This is a genomic window from Burkholderia sp. 8Y (assembly GCF_902506145.1).
In the GTDB taxonomy this organism is placed as follows: domain Bacteria; phylum Pseudomonadota; class Gammaproteobacteria; order Burkholderiales; family Burkholderiaceae; genus Caballeronia.
Genome location: NZ_LR733520.1, coordinates 2262833 through 2289544 on the forward strand (window position 1 = coordinate 2262833; position 26712 = coordinate 2289544).

Annotated in this window: 28 protein-coding genes, 1 tRNA gene, 1 pseudogene and 1 riboswitch; of the genes and pseudogenes, 14 read left to right on the forward strand and 16 right to left on the reverse strand. The window is 65.0% G+C overall.

What is annotated here, in order from left to right; all coding sequences use genetic code 11:
• The first annotated feature begins 215 nt into the window (after positions 1 to 215).
• The 3 genes from GV035_RS21160 (at position 216) to GV035_RS21170 (ending at position 1692) form a co-directional block, all read left to right on the forward strand.
• Complete coding sequence (locus GV035_RS21160) at positions 216 to 518, forward strand: DUF883 family protein (protein ID WP_159836904.1); 303 nt, start codon at positions 216 to 218, stop codon at positions 516 to 518.
• A 213-nt stretch (positions 519 to 731) separates the two neighbouring features.
• The gene (locus tag GV035_RS21165; protein WP_159836905.1) at positions 732 to 1112 is read left to right on the forward strand and encodes a phage holin family protein; all 381 of its coding nucleotides are present in this window, start codon (positions 732 to 734) and stop codon (positions 1110 to 1112) included.
• A 67-nt stretch (positions 1113 to 1179) separates the two neighbouring features.
• Positions 1180 to 1692 carry a DUF3318 domain-containing protein gene (locus GV035_RS21170; protein WP_159836906.1) on the forward strand — a complete coding sequence of 171 codons (513 nt, stop codon included), beginning with the start codon at positions 1180 to 1182 and terminating at the stop codon, positions 1690 to 1692.
• 5 nt (positions 1693 to 1697) lie between these two features.
• Here the strand turns inward: GV035_RS21170 and GV035_RS21175 are convergent, their stop codons facing one another.
• From GV035_RS21175 to glyA, 7 genes are all read right to left on the reverse strand, one after another.
• Positions 1698 to 2156 (reverse strand): type IV pilin protein, encoded by a 459-nt coding sequence (locus tag GV035_RS21175; protein WP_159836907.1) that lies wholly within the window; start codon positions 2154 to 2156, stop codon positions 1698 to 1700.
• Positions 2157 to 2168: 12 nt separating this feature from the next.
• Positions 2169 to 2666 carry a pilus assembly PilX family protein gene (locus GV035_RS21180; protein ID WP_159836908.1) on the reverse strand — a complete coding sequence of 166 codons (498 nt, stop codon included), beginning with the start codon at positions 2664 to 2666 and terminating at the stop codon, positions 2169 to 2171.
• Entirely contained in the window at positions 2663 to 3442 is a 780-nt protein-coding gene (locus tag GV035_RS21185; protein ID WP_159836909.1) for a PilW family protein, read from the reverse strand. Before GV035_RS21185 ends, GV035_RS21180 begins: the two co-directional genes overlap by 4 nt.
• On the reverse strand, positions 3439 to 3822 hold the full coding sequence (locus GV035_RS21190) for a type IV pilus modification PilV family protein (RefSeq protein ID WP_159836910.1): 384 nt from the start codon (positions 3820 to 3822) through the stop codon (positions 3439 to 3441). Before GV035_RS21190 ends, GV035_RS21185 begins: the two co-directional genes overlap by 4 nt.
• Positions 3819 to 4367, reverse strand: coding sequence for a GspH/FimT family pseudopilin (locus GV035_RS21195; RefSeq protein ID WP_159836911.1), 549 nt, complete (start codon positions 4365 to 4367; stop codon positions 3819 to 3821). Before GV035_RS21195 ends, GV035_RS21190 begins: the two co-directional genes overlap by 4 nt.
• 153 nt (positions 4368 to 4520) lie before the next feature.
• A complete protein-coding gene (gene nrdR / locus GV035_RS21200) occupies positions 4521 to 5003 on the reverse strand; it encodes a transcriptional regulator NrdR (protein WP_159836912.1) in 483 nt (160 codons plus the stop codon).
• A gap of 30 nt (positions 5004 to 5033) precedes the next feature.
• Positions 5034 to 6281, reverse strand: coding sequence for a serine hydroxymethyltransferase (glyA, locus tag GV035_RS21205; RefSeq protein ID WP_159836913.1), 1248 nt, complete (start codon positions 6279 to 6281; stop codon positions 5034 to 5036).
• A 148-nt stretch (positions 6282 to 6429) separates the two neighbouring features.
• Positions 6430 to 6528, reverse strand: a riboswitch (ZMP/ZTP riboswitch).
• A gap of 221 nt (positions 6529 to 6749) precedes the next feature.
• On the opposite strand from glyA, the gene GV035_RS21210 reads away from it, so the two are divergent.
• The 9 genes from GV035_RS21210 to GV035_RS21250 all read left to right on the forward strand — a co-directional run bounded on the left by GV035_RS21210 (position 6750) and on the right by GV035_RS21250 (position 13411).
• Positions 6750 to 7496, forward strand: a complete 747-nt coding sequence (locus GV035_RS21210; RefSeq protein WP_159836914.1) for an SDR family NAD(P)-dependent oxidoreductase — start codon at positions 6750 to 6752, stop codon at positions 7494 to 7496.
• Positions 7497 to 7622: 126 nt separating this feature from the next.
• Positions 7623 to 8090: a tol-pal system-associated acyl-CoA thioesterase gene (gene ybgC, locus GV035_RS21215; protein ID WP_159836915.1), complete on the forward strand. Its 468-nt coding sequence runs from the start codon at positions 7623 to 7625 to the stop codon at positions 8088 to 8090.
• Positions 8091 to 8215: 125 nt separating this feature from the next.
• On the forward strand, positions 8216 to 8893 hold the full coding sequence (tolQ, locus tag GV035_RS21220; protein ID WP_159836916.1) for a protein TolQ: 678 nt from the start codon (positions 8216 to 8218) through the stop codon (positions 8891 to 8893).
• A 12-nt stretch (positions 8894 to 8905) separates the two neighbouring features.
• Positions 8906 to 9349, forward strand: coding sequence for a protein TolR (gene tolR / locus GV035_RS21225; RefSeq protein ID WP_159836917.1), 444 nt, complete (start codon positions 8906 to 8908; stop codon positions 9347 to 9349).
• Positions 9346 to 10443 (forward strand): cell envelope integrity protein TolA, encoded by a 1098-nt coding sequence (gene tolA / locus GV035_RS21230; protein ID WP_159836918.1) that lies wholly within the window; start codon positions 9346 to 9348, stop codon positions 10441 to 10443. The genes tolR and tolA overlap by 4 nt, the downstream gene beginning before the upstream one ends.
• Before the next feature lie 107 nt (positions 10444 to 10550).
• Positions 10551 to 11843: a Tol-Pal system beta propeller repeat protein TolB gene (gene tolB, locus GV035_RS21235; RefSeq protein ID WP_159836919.1), complete on the forward strand. Its 1293-nt coding sequence runs from the start codon at positions 10551 to 10553 to the stop codon at positions 11841 to 11843.
• Positions 11844 to 11897: 54 nt separating this feature from the next.
• The gene (pal, locus tag GV035_RS21240; RefSeq protein ID WP_159836920.1) at positions 11898 to 12404 is read left to right on the forward strand and encodes a peptidoglycan-associated lipoprotein Pal; all 507 of its coding nucleotides are present in this window, start codon (positions 11898 to 11900) and stop codon (positions 12402 to 12404) included.
• A 36-nt stretch (positions 12405 to 12440) separates the two neighbouring features.
• Entirely contained in the window at positions 12441 to 13190 is a 750-nt protein-coding gene (gene ybgF, locus GV035_RS21245; RefSeq protein WP_159836921.1) for a tol-pal system protein YbgF, read from the forward strand.
• A gap of 145 nt (positions 13191 to 13335) precedes the next feature.
• Positions 13336 to 13411: transfer RNA gene (locus GV035_RS21250), tRNA-Lys, on the forward strand.
• 135 nt (positions 13412 to 13546) lie between these two features.
• On the opposite strand, the gene GV035_RS21255 is transcribed toward GV035_RS21250, so the two are convergent.
• From GV035_RS21255 to GV035_RS21290, 8 genes and pseudogenes are all read right to left on the reverse strand, one after another.
• A complete protein-coding gene (locus tag GV035_RS21255; RefSeq protein WP_159836922.1) occupies positions 13547 to 14329 on the reverse strand; it encodes an SDR family oxidoreductase in 783 nt (260 codons plus the stop codon).
• Positions 14330 to 14337: 8 nt separating this feature from the next.
• Complete coding sequence (locus GV035_RS21260; protein ID WP_159836923.1) at positions 14338 to 16200, reverse strand: acyl-CoA dehydrogenase; 1863 nt, start codon at positions 16198 to 16200, stop codon at positions 14338 to 14340.
• 14 nt (positions 16201 to 16214) lie between these two features.
• The gene (locus GV035_RS21265) at positions 16215 to 17393 is read right to left on the reverse strand and encodes an acetyl-CoA C-acyltransferase (RefSeq protein ID WP_159836924.1); all 1179 of its coding nucleotides are present in this window, start codon (positions 17391 to 17393) and stop codon (positions 16215 to 16217) included.
• Between the two features lie 37 nt (positions 17394 to 17430).
• Complete coding sequence (locus tag GV035_RS21270) at positions 17431 to 19512, reverse strand: 3-hydroxyacyl-CoA dehydrogenase NAD-binding domain-containing protein (protein ID WP_159836925.1); 2082 nt, start codon at positions 19510 to 19512, stop codon at positions 17431 to 17433.
• 102 nt (positions 19513 to 19614) lie between these two features.
• Positions 19615 to 20010, reverse strand: a pseudogene (locus tag GV035_RS21275) (electron transfer flavoprotein subunit alpha/FixB family protein); the annotation flags it as partial.
• A 45-nt stretch (positions 20011 to 20055) separates the two neighbouring features.
• The gene (locus GV035_RS21280) at positions 20056 to 20805 is read right to left on the reverse strand and encodes an electron transfer flavoprotein subunit beta/FixA family protein (protein WP_159836926.1); all 750 of its coding nucleotides are present in this window, start codon (positions 20803 to 20805) and stop codon (positions 20056 to 20058) included.
• A 38-nt stretch (positions 20806 to 20843) separates the two neighbouring features.
• The gene (locus GV035_RS21285; protein WP_159836927.1) at positions 20844 to 21590 is read right to left on the reverse strand and encodes an SDR family NAD(P)-dependent oxidoreductase; all 747 of its coding nucleotides are present in this window, start codon (positions 21588 to 21590) and stop codon (positions 20844 to 20846) included.
• Positions 21591 to 21645: 55 nt separating this feature from the next.
• Positions 21646 to 22731, reverse strand: a complete 1086-nt coding sequence (locus GV035_RS21290; RefSeq protein ID WP_159836928.1) for a porin — start codon at positions 22729 to 22731, stop codon at positions 21646 to 21648.
• A gap of 596 nt (positions 22732 to 23327) precedes the next feature.
• On the opposite strand from GV035_RS21290, the gene GV035_RS21295 reads away from it, so the two are divergent.
• Positions 23328 to 24470: a CaiB/BaiF CoA transferase family protein gene (locus GV035_RS21295; protein ID WP_159836929.1), complete on the forward strand. Its 1143-nt coding sequence runs from the start codon at positions 23328 to 23330 to the stop codon at positions 24468 to 24470.
• On the forward strand, positions 24467 to 25612 hold the full coding sequence (locus tag GV035_RS21300; RefSeq protein ID WP_159836930.1) for an acyl-CoA dehydrogenase family protein: 1146 nt from the start codon (positions 24467 to 24469) through the stop codon (positions 25610 to 25612). The genes GV035_RS21295 and GV035_RS21300 overlap by 4 nt, the downstream gene beginning before the upstream one ends.
• Before the next feature lie 179 nt (positions 25613 to 25791).
• Here the strand turns inward: GV035_RS21300 and GV035_RS21305 are convergent, their stop codons facing one another.
• A complete protein-coding gene (locus tag GV035_RS21305) occupies positions 25792 to 26691 on the reverse strand; it encodes an SDR family NAD(P)-dependent oxidoreductase (RefSeq protein WP_159836931.1) in 900 nt (299 codons plus the stop codon).
• Positions 26692 to 26712: the final 21 nt, after the last annotated feature.

Here is a 26712-nt window from a genome sequence, read left to right on the forward strand (position 1 = left end):
TTTTGTAACTTTAGATGCGCGGCTGAAACTTTTACGGGCCAGATCGTCTCCATTCTGGACGTGGGCCGGCGTCCAACACACGCCGCCCGCTCGCAGCGTCATGGCAGGAACCGACTGGAATGGAATCTGCGTTCCTGTGCCGCTGCAGTAAAGCCTCCTCGTCAGCGATGGCATCTTTGGTTACGATGCCCGTAGCCCCACCGATGGAGCTTTCCATGTCAGATACCAATAAGGAGCGATTCATGTCGGATATCAAAACCGTTCTCGCTGACGCCGAAGACCTGCTCAAGCAAGCCGCTGCCGCCACGGGCGAGCGCGCTTCCGAGCTGCGCGAAAGCGCCATGTCGCGCCTGAAACAAGCCAAGGAAAAAGCCGCCGACGCGCAAGTCGTGGTGGTCGAGCGCGGGCGCAAAGCGGCGCGTGCCACCGACGATTACGTCCACGAACATCCGTGGGCGTCCATTGGCATCGCGGCCGGCATCGGCATGGTCATCGGCTTGCTCATCAACCGCAGGTAGATCTTCCGTGCTGCCCGTCCTGCGGGCAGCATTTTTCGCCGCAATGGCCCGAGGTTTGCTAAAGCCGTAACGACGCGGTCCTTCGGGCCCGAATCAAATCGAATCGCGGGCGCTCTGACCGGGCGTGCGGCTCGACTTTCGCGCCGGCCCCTTGCTTCGTGCATCGGCCGGGAAACCATCAAGCGGCACCCAACGCGCTCTCGCACCCAAACCATGACGACAGAACGGCTACCGCGCGATACGTCCCCCGGACCCTTGCGCCGCATTGTGAGTTCCGCCTTCGCCATCTTCGAGACCCGGCTGGAACTGATCGGCATCGAGTTGCAGGAAGAAAAGGTCAGGCTCATCGGCGTGCTCTTTCTCGGGCTCGCTGCGATGCTGCTCGCCATGATGGCGCTCATCTCGCTGACGGTGCTGATCGCCATATTCTTTTGGGATACGTATCGTTGGGAGGCGCTCGGCGGCATCACGCTGCTGTACGCGGTGATCGCGATTGCGTGCGGCCTGCGCGCGCGCGGCAAATTGCGCGATGCGCCGCATCTGTTCGACGACACGCTCGACCAGTTCCGCAAGGACCGCGACATGTTCAATTGAGCGTCGCCGAGCGGCGACGTTGGACCTGGTTCTCCTCTCCACGCGACACCCATTTGCCTGTTCGATCATGAGCCATAACGACGCCACCTCCAGCGCAGCCAAGCAAGAAGTTCAGCAGCAGCTTCGTACGCCACGGATGCGCACGCTGCGCAAGGAATTGTTGCTCGCGCGCGCGGATGTCGAGCGCATGGAACTGCGGCAAGCGACCCAGGAGTTGCGCGATTCCGTCGCGCATCTGCCGCTCATCGGCAGCATGCTCGTGCCGGGGAGCCGTCCCGCGCGGCGCGGCCTCCGGCCTACGTCAACGAGAGGCACCATCGCCGGCGTGATGGATTCGCTGCTCGGCCGAGGCGGCGCGGGCAAGTTCAGTTTCCTGTTCAAGCAATATCCGGTGGTCGGATCGCTCGCTTCGCTCCTTTTGACAAAGCCCGTGCGAACCCGGCTGCTGCGCGGCGCGAAGCCGCTCATCAAATGGGGCGGCCTCGGGCTCGCCGCATGGGAAGGCTGGCGCATCTGGCAACAGATGAAGGCGACGAGCGTCGAGACGTCCACGGACGCCGTCGATCCGACCGTTTTCTAGGCGCATCATCCCTTCCCCGCCCAGCACGCCGCCGATATCGCGGCGTCGAGCGGCGCTGCGCCATCCGTCAGCCGATTCGAGCGCGAGCCGGTAGCATCGATGACGAACACGCCGCATGCGTCGTCCTGCATCGGGCCGGGCGACACCGGCGCGGCTTCGATCGTGTAGCCGCCGTTGGTCGCGGACTCCGGCAACAGCGCGAGCCGATAAACCGGTGCGCCATTTGGCGGCGCCTGATCGATCCCCGCGCTCAGCGCGACGGCGCCCGTTCCCGTCTGAAACAGTCGCGCGCTTTCGACGAATTGCACCGCCTTGAACAACGCGGCGGCCGCATCGAGCCGATGCGCCTTCGCGACATGCGACTGATACGCCGGCATGGCGAAGGTCGCGATAATCGCCGCGACGCCCAGCGCGATCATCAGTTCTAGCAGGCTGAAGCCCGCCCGAGTTTTTACAAGACTCATCCTTTGTCCTCCTCAGAATGGTTTCGCGGCGACGCGGCGCCACTGTTGCGTGAGCTTGCCGTTCGCCGAATCGATCTGCAGTTGCAGCCACGCCTCCGTCTGCGACGTCGCGCCGAAGCCGCGCGCCGTGACCAGATACGACGTCACCGGCTGACCGGAACGCGGCCACGTCTCGATCAAGCACTGCGGCGCACGGACCGCGTACGGCCATGACGCGTACGGCGCGACTGCAAGCGCCGACGCGCCTTCGAACGACGCCTTCAGCCGCCAGCGCGCCGGCTCCTGATCCGCCGGCCCGGTCGCGGGCAACGCCGTCGACAGCATGCGGCTGCAGCGAATGAGGGCGCTGTCCGCCGCATGAAACGCCTGAACGCGTTCGCGCGCCGCGACGGTCGTGCGGGCGGCCACGAGCGATGTTTGCAGCCATGCGCTCGCCGTGACGAGCATGATTGCGGCGAGCAGCAGGACGATAGGCAGCGCCATGCCGCGAGACAGCGCGCGGCGCTTCATGCTCCTCCTCCCTGGTTAGCCGAAGCCGCATTGCGGATCTCGATGCGACGCCAGAACGCCTGATGCATGCGCGCATCGTCCGCGACGGCGAACGCGCCCGTGCAATCCCGATAGCTCGTCCGACGCTGTCTCGCGACCGCGAAGCCGCGCACGAGCACGCACAGGTCGGCGGCGTGGACATCGGGCCATCGTCCGCGCGGGATGGCGGACGCATCGACCGCGCTCGACGCGCCCGCGAGCCAGTACACGAGTTGGATGCGCTCGATGCCTTCGACCAGCGGCTGCGCCTGCTTGCCGCCGCCTTCGCAGTAGAGTTCCGGCTCGCCCGTTGACGCACTGGCCTTTGCATAGAAGCGGTTGCCGACGAAAGCATCCGCGACCGACTGGCCGATGCAATCCGTCGGCGCGCCCGCCGATGTCGGCCAGGTCGAAACGGCATCGGCTGCATAGCGCACCTGCACGCCGTCGGACCGGCTCGGCAGCGATTCGCACGAAGCGGCGGTGTCCGCGCCGACCACGCGTGCCTGTGAGCAGCCGAATAGCGCGGCATCGGCGCGCGTCGTGCCGAAGCCCGCCATCTGAATGTGCTGCGCGATGAGGTCGAGCGCGGACACGCCAGCCTCGTGCATGCGGGCGGCGTCGGTGGCGCGGTCGAACGCGGCGCGCTGTCCGCGATACAGCGACAGCATGGCCAGGACGATCAGCATGCCGAGCGCAAGCGCAATCGCGAGTTCGAGCAGCGTGTGCCCCCGCGCCGGAAACGAACGCGGCGTCATCGCGCGAACGCCACGGAAATGCACGACGCGAGCGGGTGCGCTTGCGGCTCCGGGCACGGATCGGCGCGGTCGTCGGCATGCCAGCTCACCGTCGCGACGCGCACGCCGTCCGCGCGATCCAGCACGGCGACATCGCCATCGGGCAGCGTCGAGGAGGCCGTCGCCTGCCAGTGCGACAGGACCGCCGCGCGATCCGCGTCGCTGCGGATACCTTCGGCGACCGAATCGGCGATGAGCGTCGCCCGCTCGCGCAGCAACGCGAGCCGTTCGCCCCGCGCGAGCGCGCTTTGGACCGCCACGACCCCGAGCGCCGTGACCGCCGCGAGCGCGAGCGCGATCATCACTTCGATCAGCGAATCGCCCGTTTGCGTCGTCTTCATGCCGATGCTCCGCAGCCGCCGTGCGTGATGCGTGGCCGGCCGCCCGCCGCGATGCGGATGCAACGCCGCGCTTCGCTATGCGCAGCCGAATCCGCCCCGCGCGGGGCGAAGTCGAAGCTGCGAAAACCGCCGATCACTTGCCCCGACGGCGGCGTGAACGAGAGATCGGTGGCCGCGCCTGAGATTGCAATGGAAGAGATGGCCGGTTCCACGCGCAGCAGCGCGGGTACGCCGTCGCGATCGACGAAGAGCGCCCAGCCGCACGACCAGTCCGTGATGCCTCCCTCGCAGGCTTTGCCCGAGACAAGGCAGTGGCGGGCGGCGTCGACCCGGCACAACGTGACGCGCGCGCCGCGCCGCAGCGCCTCGGCGCGAGCGAGCGAAAGCGTCGAGAAGAGCGAGCGCGCCCGCGCATCGACCTGATCGCGCATCTGCCACGCAAAGAACGACGGCGCGGAGAAAGTGGCGATGATCGCCATGACGGCGAGCACGACGCAAAGTTCGACCAGCGTGAAGCCGGATACGCAAGCGCGTTTCATCTGCATCCCTGAACGATTCGAATTGACGAACGCCGAATCTATCGGGAAGCGACGCGCGCCGCCATTAGCCGAACGGCCTAGTGTTCAGGCGACTTTTCGGCCGGCAGACTAGGCGCGGGAAAGTAAGAAGGGGCTTGCGGAGGATGAATGCGTGAAAAATCAACGCTTACGGGAAGCGGACTTCTTCGGCGCGGAGCGACGGAATTCTTCGAGCACGTCTTCGAACTCGGAGACGTCTTCAAAGCGTTTGTAGACCGAAGCGAACCGCACGTAGGCGATGGTGTCGAGCTGGCGCAGTTCGTTCATCACGAGCTCGCCGAGACGCTCGCTTCGCACTTCGCGCTCGCCGCTGCCGAGCAGTTGATATTCGATGCGCGCAACAGCTGCGTCGATGGCATCGGCTGCGACCGGGCGCTTGCGCAGCGCGAGCTTCATGCTCGCCACGATCTTGCGACGGTCGAACTCGGTGCGGCTGCCGTCTTTCTTGACGACGGACGGCAGCGCAAGCTCGACGCGCTCGTACGTGGTGAAACGCTTGTCGCACGCGGGACAGCGCCGCCGCCGCCGGATGGCCGCGCCGTCCTCCGACACGCGGGAATCGACGACCTGAGTGTCTTCGTGTCGGCAGAACGGGCAGCGCATCGGGGCGTGTCTCGGGACTTGGCTGAAGGATTAACGGTAGACGGGGAAACGCTGGGTCAGCTCGGCCACTTGCGCGCGCACGCGCTCGATGGTCGCCTGATCTTCCGGATTGTCGAGCACGTCCGCGATCAGGTTGCCGACAATTTCAGCTTCCTTCACGCCGAAGCCGCGCGTGGTCATGGCGGGCGAACCGAGACGCACGCCGCTCGTGACGAAGGGCTTTTCGGGATCGTTCGGGATCGCGTTCTTGTTCACCGTGATATGCGCGGCGCCCAGCGCAGCTTCCGCCGCCTTGCCCGTGATTTTCTTCGCGCGCAGATCGACCAGCATCACGTGGCTTTCTGTGCGGCCCGACACGATGCGCAGTCCGCGCTTGACGAGCGTTTCGGCCAGCACGCGAGCGTTGTCGATCACGGCTTGCTGATACGTCTTGAACTCGGGCGCGAGGGCTTCCTTGAACGCGACGGCCTTGGCGGCGATCACGTGCATCAGCGGGCCGCCCTGAATGCCGGGGAAAATAGCCGAATTGATCTGCTTCTCGAATTCCGCCTTCATCAGGATGACGCCGCCGCGCGGGCCGCGCAGGCTTTTGTGCGTGGTCGTGGTGACGAAATCCGCGTGCGGCACCGGATTCGGATAGACGCCCGCGGCGACGAGACCCGCGTAATGCGCCATGTCGACCATGAAGTAAGCGCCAACACTCTTCGCAATCTGCGAGAGGCGCTCGAAGTCGATGCGCAGCGCGAACGCCGACGCGCCCGCGACGATCAGCTTCGGCTTGTGTTCCTTGGCGAGCGCCTCGGTCTTTTCGTAATCGATGTCTTCCGCTTCGTTCAGCCCGTAGCTCACGACGTTGAACCACTTGCCCGACATGTTCACGGGCGAGCCGTGCGTCAGGTGGCCGCCTTCCGCGAGGCTCATGCCCATGATCGTGTCACCCGGCTTCAGGACGGCGAAGAACACGCCCTGGTTCGCCTGCGAACCGGAGTTCGGCTGGACGTTCGCGGCCTCTGCGCCGAAGAGTTCCTTCACGCGGTCGATGGCGAGCTGCTCGACGATATCCACGTATTCGCAGCCGCCGTAATAGCGTTTGCCCGGATAACCTTCAGCGTATTTGTTCGTGAGTTGCGAACCCTGCGCGGCCATGACGGCGGGCGAAGTGTAGTTTTCCGAGGCGATCAGCTCGATGTGCTCTTCCTGTCGGCGGTTTTCCTGCTCGATGGCCTTGAGCAATTCGGGATCGACTTTGGCAAGGGTACTTTCGGCTCTGTCGAACATACGTTTTCCGTGAGATCAAAACAGGTTGACCGGATCGCGCGGGCGCACGAAAGGCTGGACACCGATGAAGTCCAGACGCGACGGATGAGGGAAGACTCCGGTTTCGCGGAACGGACAGCCACCGGCAACGCAGCGACGGCGCGCGGATCTCAGCTGCCCAGGCGAACGGCAAAACGACGCTCCGCGCTTCCTAGTGGGTCGTTCCACCTTGAATCCGAAGATCCTATCGCCAGTCACGCGGGGTTTGAGCGTTGTAGTTTAATGGGCGACCGGGCTTTAGGCAACCGGCCTCCGGGCTTGTGCGCGAGCCCATCCGGCGGCGTATCCGTGCGACTCGAAGCACGGTCGTTCGCGCCTTTCGTTACTTGCCGTGTCGCATTGATGGAAGTACCCTTTGCGCCGTTGCCGGATGCGTGCCCGTACGCCGCCCGGTTCTGCCTATCGCTTTTCTGCAATCGGAGCTCGACCATGATCGTCTTCGTCACCGGCGCGTCCGCCGGCTTCGGCGCCGCCATCGCGCGCACTTTCGTCCAGGGCGGCCATCGCGTGGTCGCGGCGGCGCGTCGCAAGGAGCGCCTCGACGCGCTGTCGAAGGAACTCGGCGACGCGCTGTTGCCCGTCGAGATCGACGTGCGCGACGAAAGCGCCGTGAGAAGCGCCATCGCCTCGCTTCCCGATGACTTCGCGCAGATCGACGTGCTCGTGAACAACGCCGGCCTCGCGCTCGGTCTCGAGCCCGCGCAGCGCGCGAACTTCGACGACTGGAAGAACATGATCGAGACCAATTGCACCGGCCTCGTGGCGGTCACGCACGCGATTCTGCCGGGCATGGTCGAGCGCAATCGCGGTCATGTGTTCAATCTCGGCTCGGTGGCGGCCACGTACCCGTATCCCGGCGGCAACGTGTACGGCGCGACCAAGGCGTTCGTGCGGCAGTTCAGCCTGAATCTGCGGGCCGATCTCGCGGGCACCGCGCTGCGCGTCACCGATATCGAGCCGGGTCTGTGCGGCGGAACCGAGTTCTCGAACGTGCGCTTCAAGGGCGACGACGACAAGGCCGCGTCCGTCTACAAGGACGTGCAGCCGCTCACGCCGGAGGACATCGCGGACGCGATCTACTGGATCGCCACGCGTCCGGCACACGTGAACATCAACGCAATCGAACTGATGCCGGTCGCGCAGACGTTCGGACCGTTGCAAATTCACCGCGGCTGAACGGCAAACTGCCTGAGGATTTGGCGAGCACTTAACGGGTTCCGGTAAAATGCCGCGGATGAATATCTGTCAAAAAGCGAGCCACAGCGGTCTGAGAAGGCCGTCGCCACGCGGGGCGGCGCGCAGGTGAGCAATCCGTCGATTTTCGAGTGGCCGATTCGCGTGTATTACGAGGACACCGACGCCGGCGGCATCGTTTTTTACGCGAACTACCTGAAGTTCTTCGAGCGTGCGCGTACCGAATGGCTGCGCGCGTGCGGCATCGACCAGCAGCGCCTCGCGGAAGCGGACGGCATCGTGTTCGTCGTGAAGAGGACGTCCGTCGATTATTCGGCACCGGCGCGCCTCGACGACATGATTCGCGTCGTCAGCCGTATCGAGCGGCTCGGGCGCGCGTCGGTGGACTTTCATCAGGAAGCGTGGCGCGACGGCGTGCTGCTTGCGAGCGGCGAGATTCGCGTGGCGTCGGTGGATCGCGCGTCGATTCGTCCGGCGGGCATCCCGGCAGCCGTTCTCGACGGACTCAGACGCGGCCCTCATGCGACGCAGCCAGCCGGCGAACGCATTGCACCGCATGGCGGACGCGAGCCGTGATTAGCACAGCAAGACAATCGAGAAAGAGCCGGCCCGAGCGCGGCTTTCGTTCCGTTCACATCTCATTCACGAAAGCCTGACGCTCCCGACCGGACGCCCTTTTCCGGGAAGTAACAGCGACCTTTATGAACAATACACAAGACCTGTCGATCGTATCTCTCGTCATCCATGCAAGCCTGCTCGCTCAGGCCGTGATGGCGCTGCTGCTGGTTCTGTCGCTTCTGTCGTGGACCTTCATCTTCCGCAAGTGGTTCGCCATTCGCCGCGCACGGGCGCAGACGGAGCGTTTCGAACGCGACTTCTGGTCCGGCGGCGACCTTCAGGCGCTTTATCAGAGCGCGGCGAACAACCGTCACACCATCGGCGCGCTCGAACGTATCTTCGAATCGGGAATGCGTGAATTCCTGAAGGCCAAGGAGCGCCGCATCAGCGATCCGAGCGCGATTCTCGACGGGTCGCGCCGCGCGATGCGCGCCGCGTTTCAGCGCGAGATGGACGTGCTCGAAGCGAACCTCGCGTTTCTCGCGTCGGTCGGCTCGGTGAGTCCGTATATCGGTCTGTTCGGCACCGTGTGGGGCATCATGAATTCCTTCCGCGGTCTCGCCAACGTGCAGCAGGCGACGCTCGCGAACGTCGCGCCGGGCATCGCCGAGGCGCTCGTCGCCACCGCGATCGGCCTCTTCGCCGCCATTCCCGCCGTGGTCGCGTACAACCGCTACGCGCATGACATCGACCGTCTGGCAATCCGCTTCGAGACTTTCATCGAAGAGTTCTCGAACATCTTGCAGCGTCAGGCGCACTAACAGGAGTCCGCGATGGCAGGCCCGATCCGTTCCAGCATGCGCGGCAGCTCGCGCCGCGCGATGGCCGACATCAACGTCGTGCCGTATATCGACGTGATGCTCGTGCTGCTCGTCATCTTCATGGTGACCGCGCCGCTCGTGTCGCCCTCGATCATCAATCTGCCGACCGTCGGCAACGCGCAGCCGCAGGAACAGCAGCCGCCGCTCGTCATCAATATCAAGGCGGACGGCAGCATGAACGTGCGCTACAAGGAAGACGGCGGCGCGACGCAAGAGCAGCGAATGACCAAGGACGACCTCAACGCGTTCGTGCTCAACCGTCAGGAGTCGCACCCGGATCAACCCGTCGTCATCGCGGCGGACAAGACGGTGAAGTATGAAGTCGTCATGAACGTGATGTCCGATATGAAGGCGCGCGGCGTGAAGCGCGTTGGATTGCTCGTCAAATCGCAATGATCGATCGTCGCACCGGCCAGCCCCAGCAGGCGCGCGCACGCTCTGCGCGGCCTATCCGCCCGCCGCGCGAGCGCGGCACGGGCAAGGCGTTCGCGCTCGCGGCCGTCATGCATCTGCTGCTTGGCTGGCTGCTCTATCACGGCATCAACTGGCAGAACAACACGCCAGCCGGCGCTGAAGCGGAAATCTGGACCGATATCCCCGACATGTCCGCGCCGACGCCGCGCCCCGCTCCCCCGCCGCCCGTTCCCGCGAAGGCGCAGCCCGCGCCGCCGCCCGCGAAGGACGAGCAAGCGGACATCGCGTTGCAGGAAAAGAAGCGCAAGCAGCAGGAAGCCGCCGCGCGTGAGGCGCAGCTTGCGGAGCAGCGTCGTGAGCAGCAACAGGCGCAGCAGGAAGCCGAGGCCAAGCGTCAGCAGCAGCTCGCCGCGCAGGCGGCAGCGGCTGCCGTGACGCAGAAGGCGATGCAGGACAAGCAAAAGCAGATCGAGAAGCAGCGTCAGGTCGAACTGCAGAAGCAGCAGCAACAGCAGGCGAAGGCACAGCAAGAGAAGGCACAGCAAGAAAAGGAACGCCAGCAGCAAGCCGAGGCGCAGAAGGCCGAACAGCAGCAGGCGCAGAAGGAAGCCCGCGCGAAGGCCGACGCCGAAGCCAAAGCGAAGGCGCAAGCCAAGGCGAAGGCCGACGCGGAAGCGAAAGCGAAGGTCGACGCCGAGCGCCGGGCGCGTCTCGCGGCGCTGCAAGGTCAGTTGGGCGGCGGCACGAGTTCGAGCGGCGAAGGGCTCGCGAAGAGCGGCACGGGCCGGGGCGCGGGCGGTAACGCGACGTCGCCGGGCTATGCCGAGAAGGTGCAGCGGCGCGTGCGCCCGAACATCGTCTGGGCGGGTGAAACCGCAGGGCTCGAAACGGTTGTCTCCGTGCGCTGTTCGCCGTCGGGCACGCTGCTCTCGGCGAACATCAGCCGGTCGAGCGGCAATGAACAATGGGATCAGGCGGCGCTTCGCGCAGTGCAGCGTTCGGACCCGATGCCCGTCGATGTCGACGGCAAGGCGCCCGATCATTTCACCATCACGTTGCGCCCGGCGGGAAGCTGACCGGGCCGGCGCGCGGGACGCTTTCCCATGGGAACGAATCGTGCAACCGGGGGTCTGTTCTGCATTCCCCAGACACTTGAAAACGCTTTTTTCGGAACCTAAACAGCATGAGTTTGATGACGAAGCTTGGCCTGAGAACGCTGGTCGCATCCTGCCTGATCGCAGCCGGCACTGCCGCACACGCCCAGTTGAACGTGCTCGTCACCGGCGTCGGCTCGACGCAGTTCCCGATTGCAACGGCCAATTTCGCCAATGAGGCGAACTCGCCGCAGCAGGTCAGCGCGATCATTCGCCAGGACTTGCAGCGCAGCGGCAAGTTTACGAACATCGACGCGGGCAGCACGCCGGTTTCGGAAACCGATTCCGTCGATCTCGGCGCATGGAAGGCCAAAGGCGCGGACGCGTTCGTGTCGGGCAGCGTCACGCGCCTGTCGAACGGCCAGTACGAAGTGCGCTTTCGCCTCTATGACACGGTGAAGCAGCAGAATCTCGGCGGCCTCTCGCTCGTCAGCGCGGAAAGCGGCCTGCGCATGAGCGCGCATAAGATCGCGGATTACATCTACGCCAAGCTGCTCGGCGGCCGGGGCGTGTTCGCCACGCGCCTGTCGTACGTCATCCAGACGGGCGGGCGCTATCAGTTGCAGATTTCGGATTCGGACGGGCAGGACGCGAAGATCGCGCTCTCCAGCCCCGAGCCGATCATTTCGCCTGCGTGGTCTCCGGACGGCACGAAGGTCGCGTACGTGTCGTTCGAGAAGAAGAAGCCGGTCGTCTACATTCACGATCTGCCGACGGGACGGCGTATCGTCGTGTCGAACCAAAAGGGCAACAACAGTGCGCCGGCGTGGTCGCCTGACGGCCGCAAGCTCGCGGTCGCGCTGTCGCGCACGGGCAATACGCAGATATTCGAAGTCAACGCGGACGGCACCGGCCTGCGCCGTCTGACACAAGGCAGTTCCATCGATACCGAGCCGTCCTTCTCGCCCGATGGCAACTCCATCTACTTCACGAGCGATCGCGGCGGCCAACCGCAGATCTACAAAATGCCGGCGGCGGGGGAATCTGCCGGCGCGGCCCAGCGGGTCACGTTCACGGGCAGCTACAACACGAGCCCGCGCGTGAGCCCGGACGGCAAGCAACTCGCGTACATTTCGCGCACGGGCGGCGGCTTCAAGCTGTATCTGCAGGACCTCGCGTCCGGCACGGCAACGGGGCTGACCGACACGACGCATGACGAATCGCCGAGCTTCGCGGCGAATGGTCAGTACATCCTCTACGCCACCCAAGTGAACGGACGTGGCGTGTTGGCAGCCGTGTCGACCGATGCTCGCACGCGGCAAGTCTTGTCCGTACAGGGCGGTGCGGTGCGCGAGCCGTCCTGGGGTCCGTTCATGCAATAAGTCCAGCAATACGTTTCACCTACAACGTTCAGCTACAACACAAGGAGAGGTACCATGATGTCGAAACTCCGTATCGGCCTGGCAGTTGCAATGGTCGGCGCATTGGCCGCGTGTCACTCGGGCGTGAAGCTCGACGAAGGCGCAAACAAGGGTGCGGTGGGCACGCAGCCCAACCCGACGGACGTGAAGCAAGTCAACATCGACCCGCTGAACGATCCGAACAGCCCGCTCGCCAAGCGCAGCATCTATTTCGACTTCGACAGCTATGCCGTGAAGGACGACTATCAGCCGCTGCTGCAACAACACTCGTCGTACCTGAAGAGCCATCCGGAGCGGCACGTCCTGATCCAGGGCAACACCGACGAACGCGGCACGAGCGAGTACAACCTCGCGCTCGGCCAGAAGCGTGCGGAAGCCGTGCGTCGCGCCATGTCGCTGATGGGCGTGGCCGATTCGCAGATGGAAGCCGTGAGCCTTGGCAAGGAAAAGCCGATGGCGACGGGTCACGACGACTCGTCGTACGCGCAGAACCGTCGTGCGGATCTCGTGTACCAGCAGTAATCGAACTAACGTAACCAGTCACGGGTGAGTCGCCCTATGTTGTATCGCATTCCCTTGCTGCGCGCTGCCGCAGCCGCGTGTGTAGCCGGTTCGGCGCTCTTGAGCGTGCCCGCGCACGCTGGCGTCTTCGACGACAACGAAGCGCGTAAAGCCGTGCTCGATCTGCGCACCAAGACCGATGGCCTCGCCAATCAGTTGCAGGCCGCGCAGCGCACGATCCTCGATCAACAGAACCGCCTCGATCAGCTGAATCAGCAGCTCGCGACGGTTCGCGGCCAGAACGAGGATCTGGCGAACGAGGTGGCCACGCTGCAGAAGCAGCAAAAGGACTATTACGCCGATCTCGATACGCGCTTGAAGAAGTTCGAGCCGCAGCAGCAGACCATCGACGGCGTGACGGGTTCAGTGCAGCCTGGCGAGACGGAAGCGTTCAACGCGGCGTCGACGGAGTTCCGTAACGGCGACTACAAGAGCGCGGCGGCGTCGTTCAAGGCGTTCGTCGCGAAGTACCCGCAAAGCCCGTATCAGCCGACCGCGCAGTACTGGCTCGGCAATGCGTTGTATGCGCAGCGCGACTACAAGGGATCGACCGCGATCTGGCAGAATCTGGTGAAGACGTACCCGACGCATCCGCGAGCACCCGAAGCGTTGCTTGCAATCGCGAACAACCAGATCGAGCAGGGCCAGAAATCGGCTGCGAAGCAGACGCTTCAACAGATCATCTCGCAGTATTCGGGCACTGAAGTCGCGCAGACTGCGCAAAGCAAGATGTCGCAGGTGAAGTAAGCGGAGCTTCGGGAGTGTTCCCGTTCCGCGCCTCTCGATGAAGAACGCCTGCGGGCACGCATGCCGCGGGCGTTTTTCTTCAGCGTGTCGCGGTCAGATTCGGTTGACAGTAATCGAAATCGCCGCTTATAATTTCGCCTCTTTCGGGTCGTTAGCTCAGCTGGTAGAGCAGCGGACTTTTAATCCGTTGGTCGCAGGTTCGAATCCCGCACGGCCTACCAAAGAATTCAAAGGGTTACAGGTGCAAGCCTGTAACCCTTTGTCGTTTGTGCGCTTCTTGTGTCGCGGGCGAGCATTGATTAGTTCGCTCGACGAATGGACCGCTCCCGCACGCGGCCTCAATCCCGCAGAGGAACCTACACCGCGCTAACGCCGCCATCCACGGCAAGCACCTGCCCGGTAATATGCTTGCCCGCATCGCTGGCGAAGAGAACAGCCGCGCCCTTCAGGTCTTCGTCGTCGCCCAGACGGTGAAGCGGAATGCCTGCACACATCTGCTCGACGCCCATCCGGTCTAGCGAGCCTTGCGTCATCTTCGAAGGAAAGAAGCCCGGCGCGAGCGCATTCACGGTAATGCCGTGCTTGCCCCACTCGCCCGCGAGCGTGCGCGTGAAATTCACGACCGCGCCTTTCGACGTGTTGTAGGCGATCGTGTCCATCGTGCCGGGCGCGTTGCCCGCGAGCCCCGCAATCGACGCCACGTTGATGACGCGTCCATAGCGGCGCGGAATCATCGACAGCTTGCCGATGCGCTGCGTCAGCATGAACAGCCCGCGAATGTTCAGGTTCATCACCTTGTCCCACGCCGCGAGCGGATAGTCCTCAGCGGGTGCGCCCCACGTAGCGCCCGCGTTGTTCACCAGAATGTCGATGCGGCCGAGCGAGGCGAGCGCATCGTCGGCGAGGCGGGCGATTTCGTCTTCCCGCGCGCCGTCCGCCGCGATCCAGTGCACATCGACGCCACTCGAGCGCAGATGCTTCGCGGCGGCATCGAGTTCATCCGGCTTGCGCGCGGACAGCACGATGCGCGCGCCCTGCTCGCCCAATGCCTCGGCGATTTGCAGGCCGAGCCCGCGTGAGCCGCCTGTGACGAGCGCGGTCTTGTCTCTCAGGTCGAACAGTTGTTGTACGGTACGCATGCCGTGCCCTAGAACCACGCGTCCTGCATGTCGAGCGTCGTGCGATCCAGCGATACCAGCAGATCGAATTGCGGTCCGACGCGCGGCAGTTCCCATCGGAAGAAGTAATCAGCGGCGGCGAGCTTGCCGCGATAGAACGCCGCGTCGTCATCAGTGCGGGCGGCGGCGAGTCCCGCGCAGGCGGCCAGCGCCTGTTCGAGCCAGATCCACGCGACCGTCACGTGACCGAACGCCTCCAGATACAGCGACGCGTTCGCGAGCGTGACCGATGGATCGCCCGCCGTCCAGAGCATGCGCGGGACGTGCACGAGGCGCGTCACCGATTCGTCGAACGAAGCTGCGTGCCTGACGAGCGCAGCATCGCCCGTCGCCGATGCGCGCGCCGCGCTTGCATGCATCCGGTCGGCGAGCAGCCGAAGCGCCGCGCCGTCCTGCATCGTCACCTTGCGGCCGAGCAGGTCCAGCCCCTGAATGCCGTGCGTGCCTTCGTGAATCGCGTTGAGGCGGTTGTCGCGATAGAACTGCTCGACGTTGTACTCGCGCGTGTAGCCGTAGCCGCCGTGCACCTGAATCGCGAGGTTGTTGGCTTCGAGGCACCATTGCGACGGCCAGCTTTTTGCAATCGGCGTCAGGATATCGAGCAGCAGCGTCAGGCGTTCGTGCTTCTGTGCGTCGTCGGCGGCTTGCGCGGCGCGCGCTTCATCCACGAGCTTCGCGCAGTACAGGTTCAGCGCGAGACCGCCCTCCGCGTAGCTCTTCTGCGCGAGCAGCATGCGGCGCACGTCGGCGTGCTCGACGAGCTTCACCTGCGGGCTCGCCGGGTCCTTGCCCGCACGGCCCGTCGAGCGTCCCTGCGGACGGTTGCGTGCATAGTCGAGCGCGTGCAGATAGCCGGTATAGCCGAGCGCCGCTGCGCCCAGCCCGACGCCGATGCGCGCTTCATTCATCATGTGAAACATGGACGCCAGCCCCTGCCCCGCCTCGCCGACGAGATAGCCCACCGCGCCTGCCCTGCCGAGCGGAAGATGCTGCACGCCTTCGCCGAAGTTGAGCAGGCAGTTGGTCACGCCGCGATAACCCATCTTGTGATTGAGACCGGCGAGCACGACGTCGTTTCGTTCCCCGAGCGAGCCGTCTTCCTGCACGAGATACTTGGGCACGATGAAGAGCGAGATGCCCTTCACGCCTGGAATCAGCTTGCCGTCCGGGCCGGGAATCTTCGCGAGCACCAGATGAACGATGTTCTCGGACAGTTCATGCTCGCCGCCCGAAATCCACATCTTGTTGCCGCGCAGCCGATACTGCGCCCCGAGCGGCGATTCGTCCTCGTACTCGGCGCGCGTCGTGATATCCGACAACGACGAGCCCGCCTGCGGCTCCGACAGACACATCGTGCCGAAAAAGCGCCCCTGCATTTCGGGCCGCACGAAAGTGTCGATCTGCTTCGGCGTCCCGTGCGCGAGCAGCAGGTTCGCGTTGCCGATGGTGAGGAACGGAAACGCCGCCGTGCCGATGTTCGCGGCGATGAAGTACGCGAAGCCCGCCTTCTCGACGACCGCCGGCAACTGCATGCCGCCCAGGTCGTAGTCCTGTCCCGCAGCCATCAACCCCGCTTCGCAGAAGGCGGTGAGCGCCGTCTTCACTTCGGGAATGACATGCACCCGCTCGCCGTCGAAGTGCGGCTCCTGCTGATCGCTCTTCTTGCTGTGCGTGGCGAAGAGATCGGTGGCGATCTTCTCGCACGTATCGAGCGCGGCGTCGAACGTCTCGCGCGAATGGTCGGCGTAGCGCGGTATCTCGGTGAGCGCCTGAACCTTCAGCCATTCGTACAGAAGGAAGTTCAGGTCGCGGCGGGAAAGGATCAGCGACATGTCTCTCGTCCTCGTCAAAGCACTTCGAACAGGCCGGCCGCGCCTTGTCCGCCGCCGATGCACATCGTCACGACGACGTGCTTCACGCCGCGCCGCCTGCCTTCGATCAGCGCGTGGCCGACGAGCCGCGCACCCGACACGCCGTAGGGATGCCCCACCGCGATCGCGCCGCCGTTCACGTTCAGCCGCTCCATCGGAATGCCGAGCGTATCCGCGCAGTACAGCACCTGCACGGCGAAAGCTTCATTCAGCTCCCACAAGCCGATGTCGTCAACTGTCAGACCGGCTTTCTTCAACAGCTTCGGCACCGCGAACACCGGCCCGATGCCCATTTCGTCCGGCTCGCAGCCCGCCACGGCGAAGCCGCGAAACACGCCGAGCGGCGCGATGCCCCGCGCTGCGGCGACGCGCGCATCCATCACGACACACGCCGACGCGCCATCGGAAAACTGCGACGCGTTGCCCGCCGAGATGACGCCGCCCGGCAGCGCGCTGCGGATCTTCGCGACGCCTTCGAGCGTCGTGTCGGCGCGAATGCCTTCGTCGGCGGCGATGGTCACTTCGCGGCTCACGATCTCGCCCGTTGCGCGATCGACGACGCCCGCCGTGACGGTGATTGGCGCGATTTCGTCGTCGAAGCGGCCCGCCTCGCGCGCCGCCGCCGCGCGCTGTTGGCTGCGCACGCCGTACTCGTCCTGCCGCTCGCGGGAGATGCCATAGCGTCGGGCGACCTGTTCCGCCGTCTGCAACATGCTCCAGTAAATCTCGGGCTTGTTCTCGGTCAGCCACGGGTCGTTCGCGTACTCCAGATTCATCTGACGCTGCGTCCACGAGATGCTTTCGACGCCGCCCGCCGCGTAGATTTCGCCTTCGCCCGCGATCACGCGCTGCGCGGCCATCGCGATACTTTGCAGCCCCGACGAGCAGAAGCGGTTGACGGTCGCGCCCGGCACCGTCACGGGACAACCCGCACGCAGCGCGATCTGACGCCCGATGTTGCCGCCCGTCGCGCCTTCGGGGTTCGCGCAGCCCATCAGCACGTCCTCGACTTCGCCCGCGTCGATGCCCGCCCGCGCGATGGCGTGCCGCAGGGCGTGGCCGCCGAGCGTCGCGCCGTGTGTCATGTTGAACGCGCCCTTCCAGCTCTTGGCCAGCGCGGTGCGCGCGGTCGATACGATCACTGCCTCGTTCATTGTCTTGATTCCCGATAAGCTCGTTGAGGGCTGGCGTCTAGTCGTTGAAGGTCGCGCTGGCGTCGGCGAGCCGCTGCAGAAGCGGCGCGACTTGCCAGGCGTGACCCTGATAGCCCTTCGCATAGCGGCGGATGGCTTGCGCGACGGCATAAAGGCCGGTTTCGTCCGCGTATCGCATCGGCCCGCCGCGAAACTTCGGAAAGCCGTAGCCGTGCAGATAGACCATGTCGATATCCGATGCCTTCGACGCAATGCCTTCCTGCAAGATCATGGCGCCCTCGTTGACGAGCGCGAACACGAGCCGCTCGACGATTTCCTCGTCGCTGATCTTGCGGCGCGCAATGCCGAGTTCTTTCGAATGCCGCACGATCATCTCGTCCACGACCGCGCTCGGATACGCCTTGCGGTCGCCCGGCTTGTAGTCGTACCAGCCCGCCTGCACTTTCTGGCCGAAGCGCCCCATCTCGCACAGCAGATCGCCCGTCTTCGAGTAGTTGAACTCGGGCTGTTCGACGGCGCGGCGCTTGCGGATCGCCCAGCTGATGTCGTTGCCCGCCATGTCGATCATGCGGAACGGGCCCATCGCGAAACCGAAGCGTTCGATCGCGCGATCCACCTGCTGCGGCAGCGCGCCTTCGTCGAGCAGAAAGCCGGCTTGACGGCTGTACTGCTCGATCATGCGATTGCCGATGAAGCCGTCGCACACGCCCGACACCACCGCGACCTTGCCGATCTTCTTAGCAAGCTGCACGACCGTGGCAAGCACGTCTTTGGCGGTCCGCGCGCCGCGCACGACTTCCAGCAGCTTCATCACGTTCGCGGGGCTGAAGAAGTGCATGCCGATCACGTCGTGAGGGCGCTTCGTGAACGCCGCGATCATGTCGATGTCGAGCGTCGACGTATTCGACGCGAGGATCGCGCCCGGCTTGGCCACCTCGTCGAGCCGCTGGAACACGCTCTTTTTCACATCGAGGTCTTCGAACACGGCTTCGATCACGAGATCGGCGTCGCGGATGTCTTCATACGAGAGCGTGGTCGAAAGCCGCGCCATGCGCGCGTCCACGTCGTCTTGCGTGAGCTTGCCCTTCTTCGCGGTGTTGTCGTAATTGCGGCGGATCGCGCCGACGCCTCGCTCCAGCGCGTCGGCTTTCATTTCCAGCATCGTGACCGGCACGCCCGCGTTGAGGAAGTTCATCGCGATGCCGCCGCCCATCGTGCCCGCGCCGATCACGGCGACCTTCGCGATGGCGCGCGTCGGGGTATCGGCGGGCACGTCGGCAATGCGGCTCGCCGCGCGTTCGCCGAGAAAGGCGTGGCGCAGCGCGCGAGACTCCGGCGTGTTCATCAACGTCATGAAGCCGTCGCGTTCGGCCTGGATGCCTTCATCGAACGGCTTCAGCGATGCCGCGACAGCCTCCACGCATGCAAGCGGCGCGGGATACGGCCCCGCGCTTGCCGCGACCGTGCTGCGCGCAAAGCCGAGATACGCTTCTGCGTGGGCGTGCTGGACCGCCGCGTCGCGCAGCGTCGGATGCGGACCGGCGTGCTCGGCGGCAGTGCGCGCGAATTTCACGGCGGCCGCGACGACATCGTCCGCGACGATTTCGTTGAACAGTCCCGTGCCGGCAAACTTCTCCGCCAGCATGGTCTTGCCCGACACGATCATGTTGAGCGCGGCTTCCAGGCCGATTGCACGCGGCAGGCGCTGCGTGCCGCCCGCGCCGGGCAAGAGACCGAGATTGACTTCGGGCAGCGCGATCTTCGCTTGGCGCGTCGCGAGGCGGTAATGACAGCCCAGCGCGAGTTCGAGGCCGCCGCCCATCGCGACCGAGTGAATGGCGGCAACGACCGGCTTCGCGGACCGCTCGATGGTCTCGATCACGGTCGCGAGGCTCGGCTCCTGAAAGGCGTGCGGTGTCCCGAATTCGCGAATATCCGCGCCGCCCGAGAACGCCTTGCCCGCGCCCGTGATGACGATGGCCTTTACCGCTGCGTCGTCGAGCGCGCGGCTCATGCCGTTCATGATGCCGGTCCGGGTTGCATGACCCAGACCATTGACCGGAGGATGGTCGAGCGTGATGACGGCCACGCCGTCATGGACCTGGTACATCGCTGTCATGCTGAATCCTTGAATGTGAACGAAGTGTTATGCGGCGCGGTTCCGGCTGCTCGTGTCCGGTAAGTGGTGATGTGGTCTTCTCGCGCGATTCAGTTGCTTCGTCTACGCGGCCGCGCCGAGCTCGCTGACGAGCTCGGGCACTGCCGCGAACAGATCACCGACAAGGCTGTAATCCGCCACACTGAAAATCGGCGCTTCGGCGTCCTTGTTGATCGCGACGATCACCTTGCTGTCCTTCATGCCGGCCAGATGCTGAATCGCGCCCGAGATACCGACGGCCACATACAACTGCGGCGCGACGATCTTGCCGGTTTGCCCGACTTGATAATCGTTCGGCACGTATCCCGCATCGACTGCCGCGCGCGATGCGCCCAGCGCGGCGCCCAGCTTGTCGGCGAGCGGTTCGAGCACGTGCGTGTAGTTCTCGCCGCTGCCCAGACCCCGCCCGCCCGACACGATGATGTTCGCGCTCGTCAGTTCGGGCCGGTCCAGCTCGCTTTGATCGACGCGTTGTCGTGTTCCGCAATTACGAGTGTCGTCACGTTAGATCACCTTCGCTTCGGTTTTCAGTTTCTCGACCAGCGTCTTCACGTCGGGCACCGTGACGCCGGCGCTGCGCTTCGGCGGCTCGGTGACCTTCAGCGTCTTCAGACGCGGCGCGACATCGACGCCGAGATCGGCGGGCGTGACCGTCGTCAGCGGCTTTTTCTTCGCCTTCATGATGTTGGGCAGCGTCACGTAGCGCGGCTCGTTCAGGCGCAGGTCGGTCGTTACAACGGCGGGCAGTTTGAGCGACAGCGTTTCCGCGCCGCCATCGACTTCACGCGAGACGGTGGCGCGGCCATCGGCGATCACGACTTTCGATGCGAACGTCGCCTGCGGCAGACCTGCCAACGCGGCCAGCATCTGGCCGGTCTGATTCGAATCGTCGTCGATTGCCTGCTTGCCGAGAATCACGAGCTCGGGATTTTCCTGATCGACCAGCGCCTTAAGCAGCTTGGCGACCGCGAGCGGCTGCAAGTCCTCGGCGGATTCAACCAGAATCGCGCGATCCGCGCCGATCGCGAGCGCCGTGCGCAGCGTTTCCTGACATTGCGTGACGCCGCACGACACCGCGATCACTTCGGTTGCGACGCCCGCTTCCTTCAGACGCACCGCTTCTTCCACGGCGATTTCGTCGAACGGGTTCATCGACATCTTCACGTTGGCGACATCGACGCCCGTGTTGTCGGACTTCACGCCGACCTTCACGTTGGCGTCGGTCACTCTTTTGACTGCAATCAGAACCTTCACTCGCCTCTCCTTATGCGACGCCTGAAACGCATCGCGTCCTAGCGCGTGCCGCAGTCGATATCGACGACGGTCGCGTTCATGTATGCGTTTTCGACCAGATGAACGACGAGCGCCGCGAACTCCTGCGCTCGCCCCATCCGTCGCGGGAACAGCATCTTCTCGATGAGCCCGTCCGACACCTTCTGCGGCATGCCCGCCGACATGCCCGATTCGAAAAGCCCCGGCGAAATAGCCAGCACGCGGATGCCGTGCTCCGCGAGGTCGCGCGCCACGGGAATCGTCATGCCGATCACGCCCGCCTTGCTCGCGCTATACGCGGCCTGCCCCATCTGACCGCCCTTCGCCGCGCCCGACGCCGTGTTGATGATGACGCCGCGCTCGCCCGTGTCTTCAGGATCGTTCATCGTCATGGCGAGCGCCGCATGGCGCACCACGTTGAACGTGCCGGTGAGATTGACGCCGATCACGCGGCTCCACAGTTCGCTCGGAAAGAGCTGGCCCTTCGAGATGGTCTTGCACGGGCCGAGCACGCCCGCGCAGTTCACCGCGATATGCACGCGCCCGTGCATGCCGACGACATCGGCGACCGCTTGCTGGACGCTCGCTTCGTCGGCGACATCGACCGCGAAGAAGGAGATGGACGCTCCGAGCGCCTCTCTCAGCTTGTCCGCGTCGAGATCGAAACCGACGACTTTCGCGCCCGCTGCGGCGAGCGCCTTGCAGGTCGCGAGTCCGAGGCCCGACGCGGCGCCCGTGACGATGGCCACCTTGTTTTCCAGTTTCATGCGTGTTCCCTGATTCGAGTGATCGAATGAAGCAAAGACGGATGGGCGCGCTCGCTCAGAAGCGGTGCGAGAGGCCCACGCCGACGAGCGTCTGCGAGGTGTCGGGCTTCGTCACCGCGACGCCGGGCCAGCTCATCGTCGCGGTGCCGTGGTTCTTCATGTACCCCGCGCGGGCATAGACGGTCGTGCGCTTCGACAAGCTGTGATCGACGCCAAGCTGGAAGGCCAGCGTGTTGTTGTCCACGCCGCGCACCCTGCGCTCGACGGCGGCGAACTCGACGACGTCCGCATCCGTCGCCTGAATCGTCATGCCGGCCTCCGCGATGCTGTTCGAATTCGCGGCGTTCAGGCGCGCCGCAAGCGAGCCCGCCGGTGCGGTCTGCGGACGCGAGTAGATGTAGTTGAATTGCAGATTGACGATGCCGAAGCGATACGCGAGCGCGCCCGTGTAATGGTCGGTGGACATCATGGCAAGCGGGCCCGGCAGTCCCGGCACGGTTCTCACGCCCTGATGCTCGTTCTGATACGCGATGCCCGCATAGAAGCCGTAGCCCGAGTACATGGCGGCGACATCGAGCGTGTTGCCGAGCGTGGTCGGCACCGGATACGACGATGTCGCGGCGAGCGCGTACATCGCGTACAACTGCAAGCCGTTCAGGTTCGGCGACTTGTACAGCACCGAATTGCTGAGACGGCCGGGGCCGGACTGCGTGGCGAGCGTGTCGCGATCAGTGGCGATCGCTGCTGCGGAAAGCGGCGACAAGACTTCGTTGCCGCGAAACGGATCGCCGTAATACAGCACCCAGAACGTCGGCTGATACTGACGGCCGAACGAGAGCGTGCCGTACCGCTCGTGCGTCAGGCCGAGCCAGGCCTGCCGGTAGAACATCGCGGTCGGGTCCACGAAGAACCCGCCGTTGTTGGCCGTGTATCCGGTTTCGAGGTCGAAGACAGCGCGCAAGCCGCCGCCCAGATCTTCGGTTCCCTTCAGGCCGACCTGCGAACCAGCCGTGCCGCCACTCCGCTCCATCACGGATGACGTTCCGCCGTTGTTGAGGTACTGGCCGAACACATCGACCACGCCGTACAGCGTGACGCTCGATTGCGCCGCCGCGCTGCCGGCCGCTGCGGCCGCTGCCATTGCCAAAATCGTCTTTCTGATAATGCCCACGCCTGTCTCCTGTCTTTTTTTGCCGCATCCGGCCAGGTGCGGTTACAACACATCGCGACTGCGCACTCTCCGGCAGACGCCGGGCAGCGCCGCCCGCGTTGGAAGCGTGGACGCTCTGCGTCGTCCTCCTTGATTAGTTATGCTTATATGATTGCTCGGTCTTGCCGCGTGCATCGCGACTCACGCCTCTTCGCGCTGCGGCGACGCTTCGGTATCAGAGCGAGCTGCGACGGCTCTCTGCACGCCCATCTTGCGAGGCACACGGCAAAGGATATGCGGTATCCCGTTTCGCGCCGCCCCCTCGTTAAAGGGGGGGAAGCCGGGCTGCGCAAACCGTCCGTGCGGACGCGGTTCAAGGCGCTTGCAGCCTTGTCTTCGCACGCTGTTCCGGTCGCGGGACGACCGCGCCCCGACCCTGCCGCCACGGGAAAACGATAAGTGCCGCGCGCTGCCGGGCCGTGCCGCGAGTTCACGGCGCATCGCCCGCCGCGCCCCCTCGCGACGAGGGGGCGTGTGCGCGCCGGTCGCTCTCTATCATTGGCCGACACGAACATAGGGAGGCAGTCATGACAGCGACGAAGCGCGGGCCGCTTGCCGGGCTCAAGGTGCTGGAAATCGCGGGCATCGGGCCGGGGCCGTTCTGCGGAATGCTGCTCGCGGACCTGGGCGCGGACGTGGTAGTAGTCGACCGCATCGAAGCCGCCGCCGACGGGCTCGATCTCGGCGACACGCAAATCGCCAACCGGGGCAAGCGTTCTATCGCGGTCGATCTGAAATCGGCCGATGGCGTCGGCACCGTGCTCGGCCTTGTCGAGCATTGCGACGTGTTGATCGAAGGCATGCGTCCGGGCGTGATGGAGCGCCTCGGGCTCGCGCCTGACGTCTGTCTCGCGCGCAATCCGCGGCTCGTCTATGGCCGCATGACCGGCTGGGGACAAACCGGACCGCTCGCGCACGCCGCCGGGCACGATCTGAACTACGTCGCGCTATCGGGTGCGCTGTGGTATGCCGGTCAGCCGGGAACGGCGCCGTTGCCGCCGCCCAGTCTCGTCGGCGACATCGGCGGCGGCGCGATGTATCTCGCCGTCGGCATCCTCGCGGGCGTCATGCACGCTCGCGCCACGGGCGAGGGCCAGGTGATCGACGCGGCCATTGTCGACGGCAGCGCGCACATGACGACGCTGCTGCTCGCGCTCCAGGCATCCGGTCAGATGACGCCCGAGCGAGGCGAAAGCCTGCTGGACGGGCCGCACTGGTACAACACCTATCGTTGCGCGGACGGCGGCTATATCTCGGTGGGATCGCTGGAGCCGAAGTTCTACGCGCAGTTGCTCGACAAACTCGGCCTGTCCGACGACCCCGCCTTCGCCAAACCCTACGACCGCCGTGCGTGGCCCGCGCTGCGCCAGCGCCTCACGGAACGCTTCGCCACGCGCACACGCGAAGAATGGTGTGCGCTGCTCGAAGGAACCGATGTCTGCTTCGCGCCGGTGCTGAGTCCGGACGAAGCCGCCGCGCATCCGCACATGCGTCAGCGCGAGATCTATACGCGCGAGGACGGCGTGCTTCAGGCGAGTCCTGCGCCGCGCTTTTCCGCCACGCCGCCCGGCCCGCCCGGCGGCATCCCGCACCGTGGCCAGCACACCGAAGCCGTGTTGCGCGACTGGGCGCGTTCCTCCCATCCCGACACTACGAAGGATCCCCGATGACCGACTCGTCTCACCTCTTTCTCACCGAGCAACAAAACCTGATCCGCGATTCGGCGCGCCGCGTGGTCAGTGAGATCGTCGCGCCGACGGCGGCCCGACGCGATCGCGAGTCGGCGTGGCCGCGCGACGAACTGAAGGCGCTCGCCGAACTCGGTTTTCTCGGCATGCTGATTCCCGAGGAATACGGCGGCACCGGCGCGGGCGTGCTGGACTTCTGTCTCGCGCAGCATGAAATCGCCGCCGCCGACGCGGGCCTCGCCACGATCAACCATGTGCATAATTTCACTGCGCTGACCATCGTCGAGAACGGGACGGAGGAACAGAAGCGCCGCTATTTGCCCGCGATGGCGCGCGGCGAGTCCATCGGCGCATTCCTTCTGACGGAGCCGCATGCGGGCTCGGATACCGCCGCGCTGCGCTCGACCGCGCGCAAGGACGGCGACAGCTATGTCATCAACGGCTCAAAGCAGTTCATTTCGAACGGCAGCGAAGCCGGCGTCGGCGTGGTGTATGCCATGACCGACAAGGCCGCCGGCAAGCGCGGCGCGAGCACGTTCATCATCGATCCGCGGCAGCCCGGCTATCACGTGACGCGCGTGGAGAGCAAGCTCGGCCAGCATACGGCGCACACCGCGCAGATCACGCTCGAAGACTTTCGCGTGCCGGCTGCGAACATGCTCGGCGGCGAAGGCGACGGCTATCGCACGGTAATGGGCGGCTTATCGGATGGGCGAATCGGCATTGCGTTCATCGCGGCGGGCGTGGCGCGCGCGGCGCTGGAAGCGGCGGTCAGCTATGCGAAAGAGCGCGAAGCCTACGGCGCGCCGATCATCCGGCTGCAAGGCGTGGCGTTCGACCTCGCGGACATGGCCGCGCAAGTGGACGTCGCGTATCAGTACTGCCTGCACGCAGCGCGCTTGCGTGATGCCGGCGTCGCGTGCGTGAAGGAAGCGTCGATTGCGAAGATGTTCGCGAGCGAGATCGCCGAAAAGGTCTGCTCGGATGCACTGCAGATTCACGGCGGCTATGGCTATCTCACGGATTTCCCCGTCGAGCGATACCTGCGCGACGTGCGTATCTGCAAGATCTACGAAGGCACCAGCCACATCCAGAAGCTGATCATTGCGCGTAGTCTCGGCTGAATCGACGGCTGCGTTCCAAACGACAGTGCCCGGCATGACCGGGCACTTTGCTTTCTACACCGTGACGAAGGCACGAGCCACATCCAGAAGTTGATCATCGCGGCTGAAACGACGGCTGAGCTGTAAACGACAGTGCCCGGCAATAACCGGGCACTTCGCTCTCTACACCGCGAAAACAGTCATGCGCAGACGAGCTTGAGGAACGCGCCGACCTGATGCCCCGACTCCTCGTACGGCTGCGCGGTGCGCCAGTTCGCGATATCGCCGAAGCGCGCCGCCACGCCTTCCGGCGTCACTTCCGCATCCGGAAGCAGCACGGGCGCGGTTTCGACGACCGTCGCCGCAGCGAATGCGCCGCCGCCCGCCGCGATGATCGTCTTCGAAGGCGCATCTTCGCTCGCCAGGAACAGCACGGCAGGCGTCACACGCTCCGGCTGAATGCGCGCGAGCATGGCTTCGGGCAGAATGTCTTCGGTCATGCGCGTCGCGGCCACCGGCGCAATGGTGTTGACCTTGATGTTGTTCTTCTTGCCTTCGGTGGTCAGCGCGTTCATCAGGCCGATCACGCCCATCTTCGCCGCGCCGTAGTTGGCCTGGCCGAAGTTGCCGTACATGCCCGACGACGACGTCGTCATCACGATGCGGCCGTAGCCCTGCTCGCGCATGATGTCCCACACCGCCTTCGAGCAGTTGATCGAGCCCATCAGGTGAACGTCGAGCACGGCCTTGACATCGGCCATCTCGAGCTTCGAGAAGCTCTTGTCGCGCAGAATGCCCGCGTTGTTCACGAGAATGTCCACGCGACCGAATTCGGCGACGGCGCACTTCACCATGTCCTGCACCTGCGCGAAGTCCGCGACGTTCGCGCCGTGGGCGATCGCCGTGCCGCCCGCCTTGCGGATTTCATCGACGACGGCGAGCGCGGCGTCCGACGAGCCGCCGCTGCCGTCGCGCGCGCCGCCGAAATCATTGACCACGACCTTCGCGCCGCGCTCGGCGAATGCCAGCGCGTGCGCGCGTCCCAGGCCCGCGCCCGCGCCGGTGACGATCGCGACTTTGCCATCGAAACGAATACTCATGCTTGATGCTCCATTCCAGTT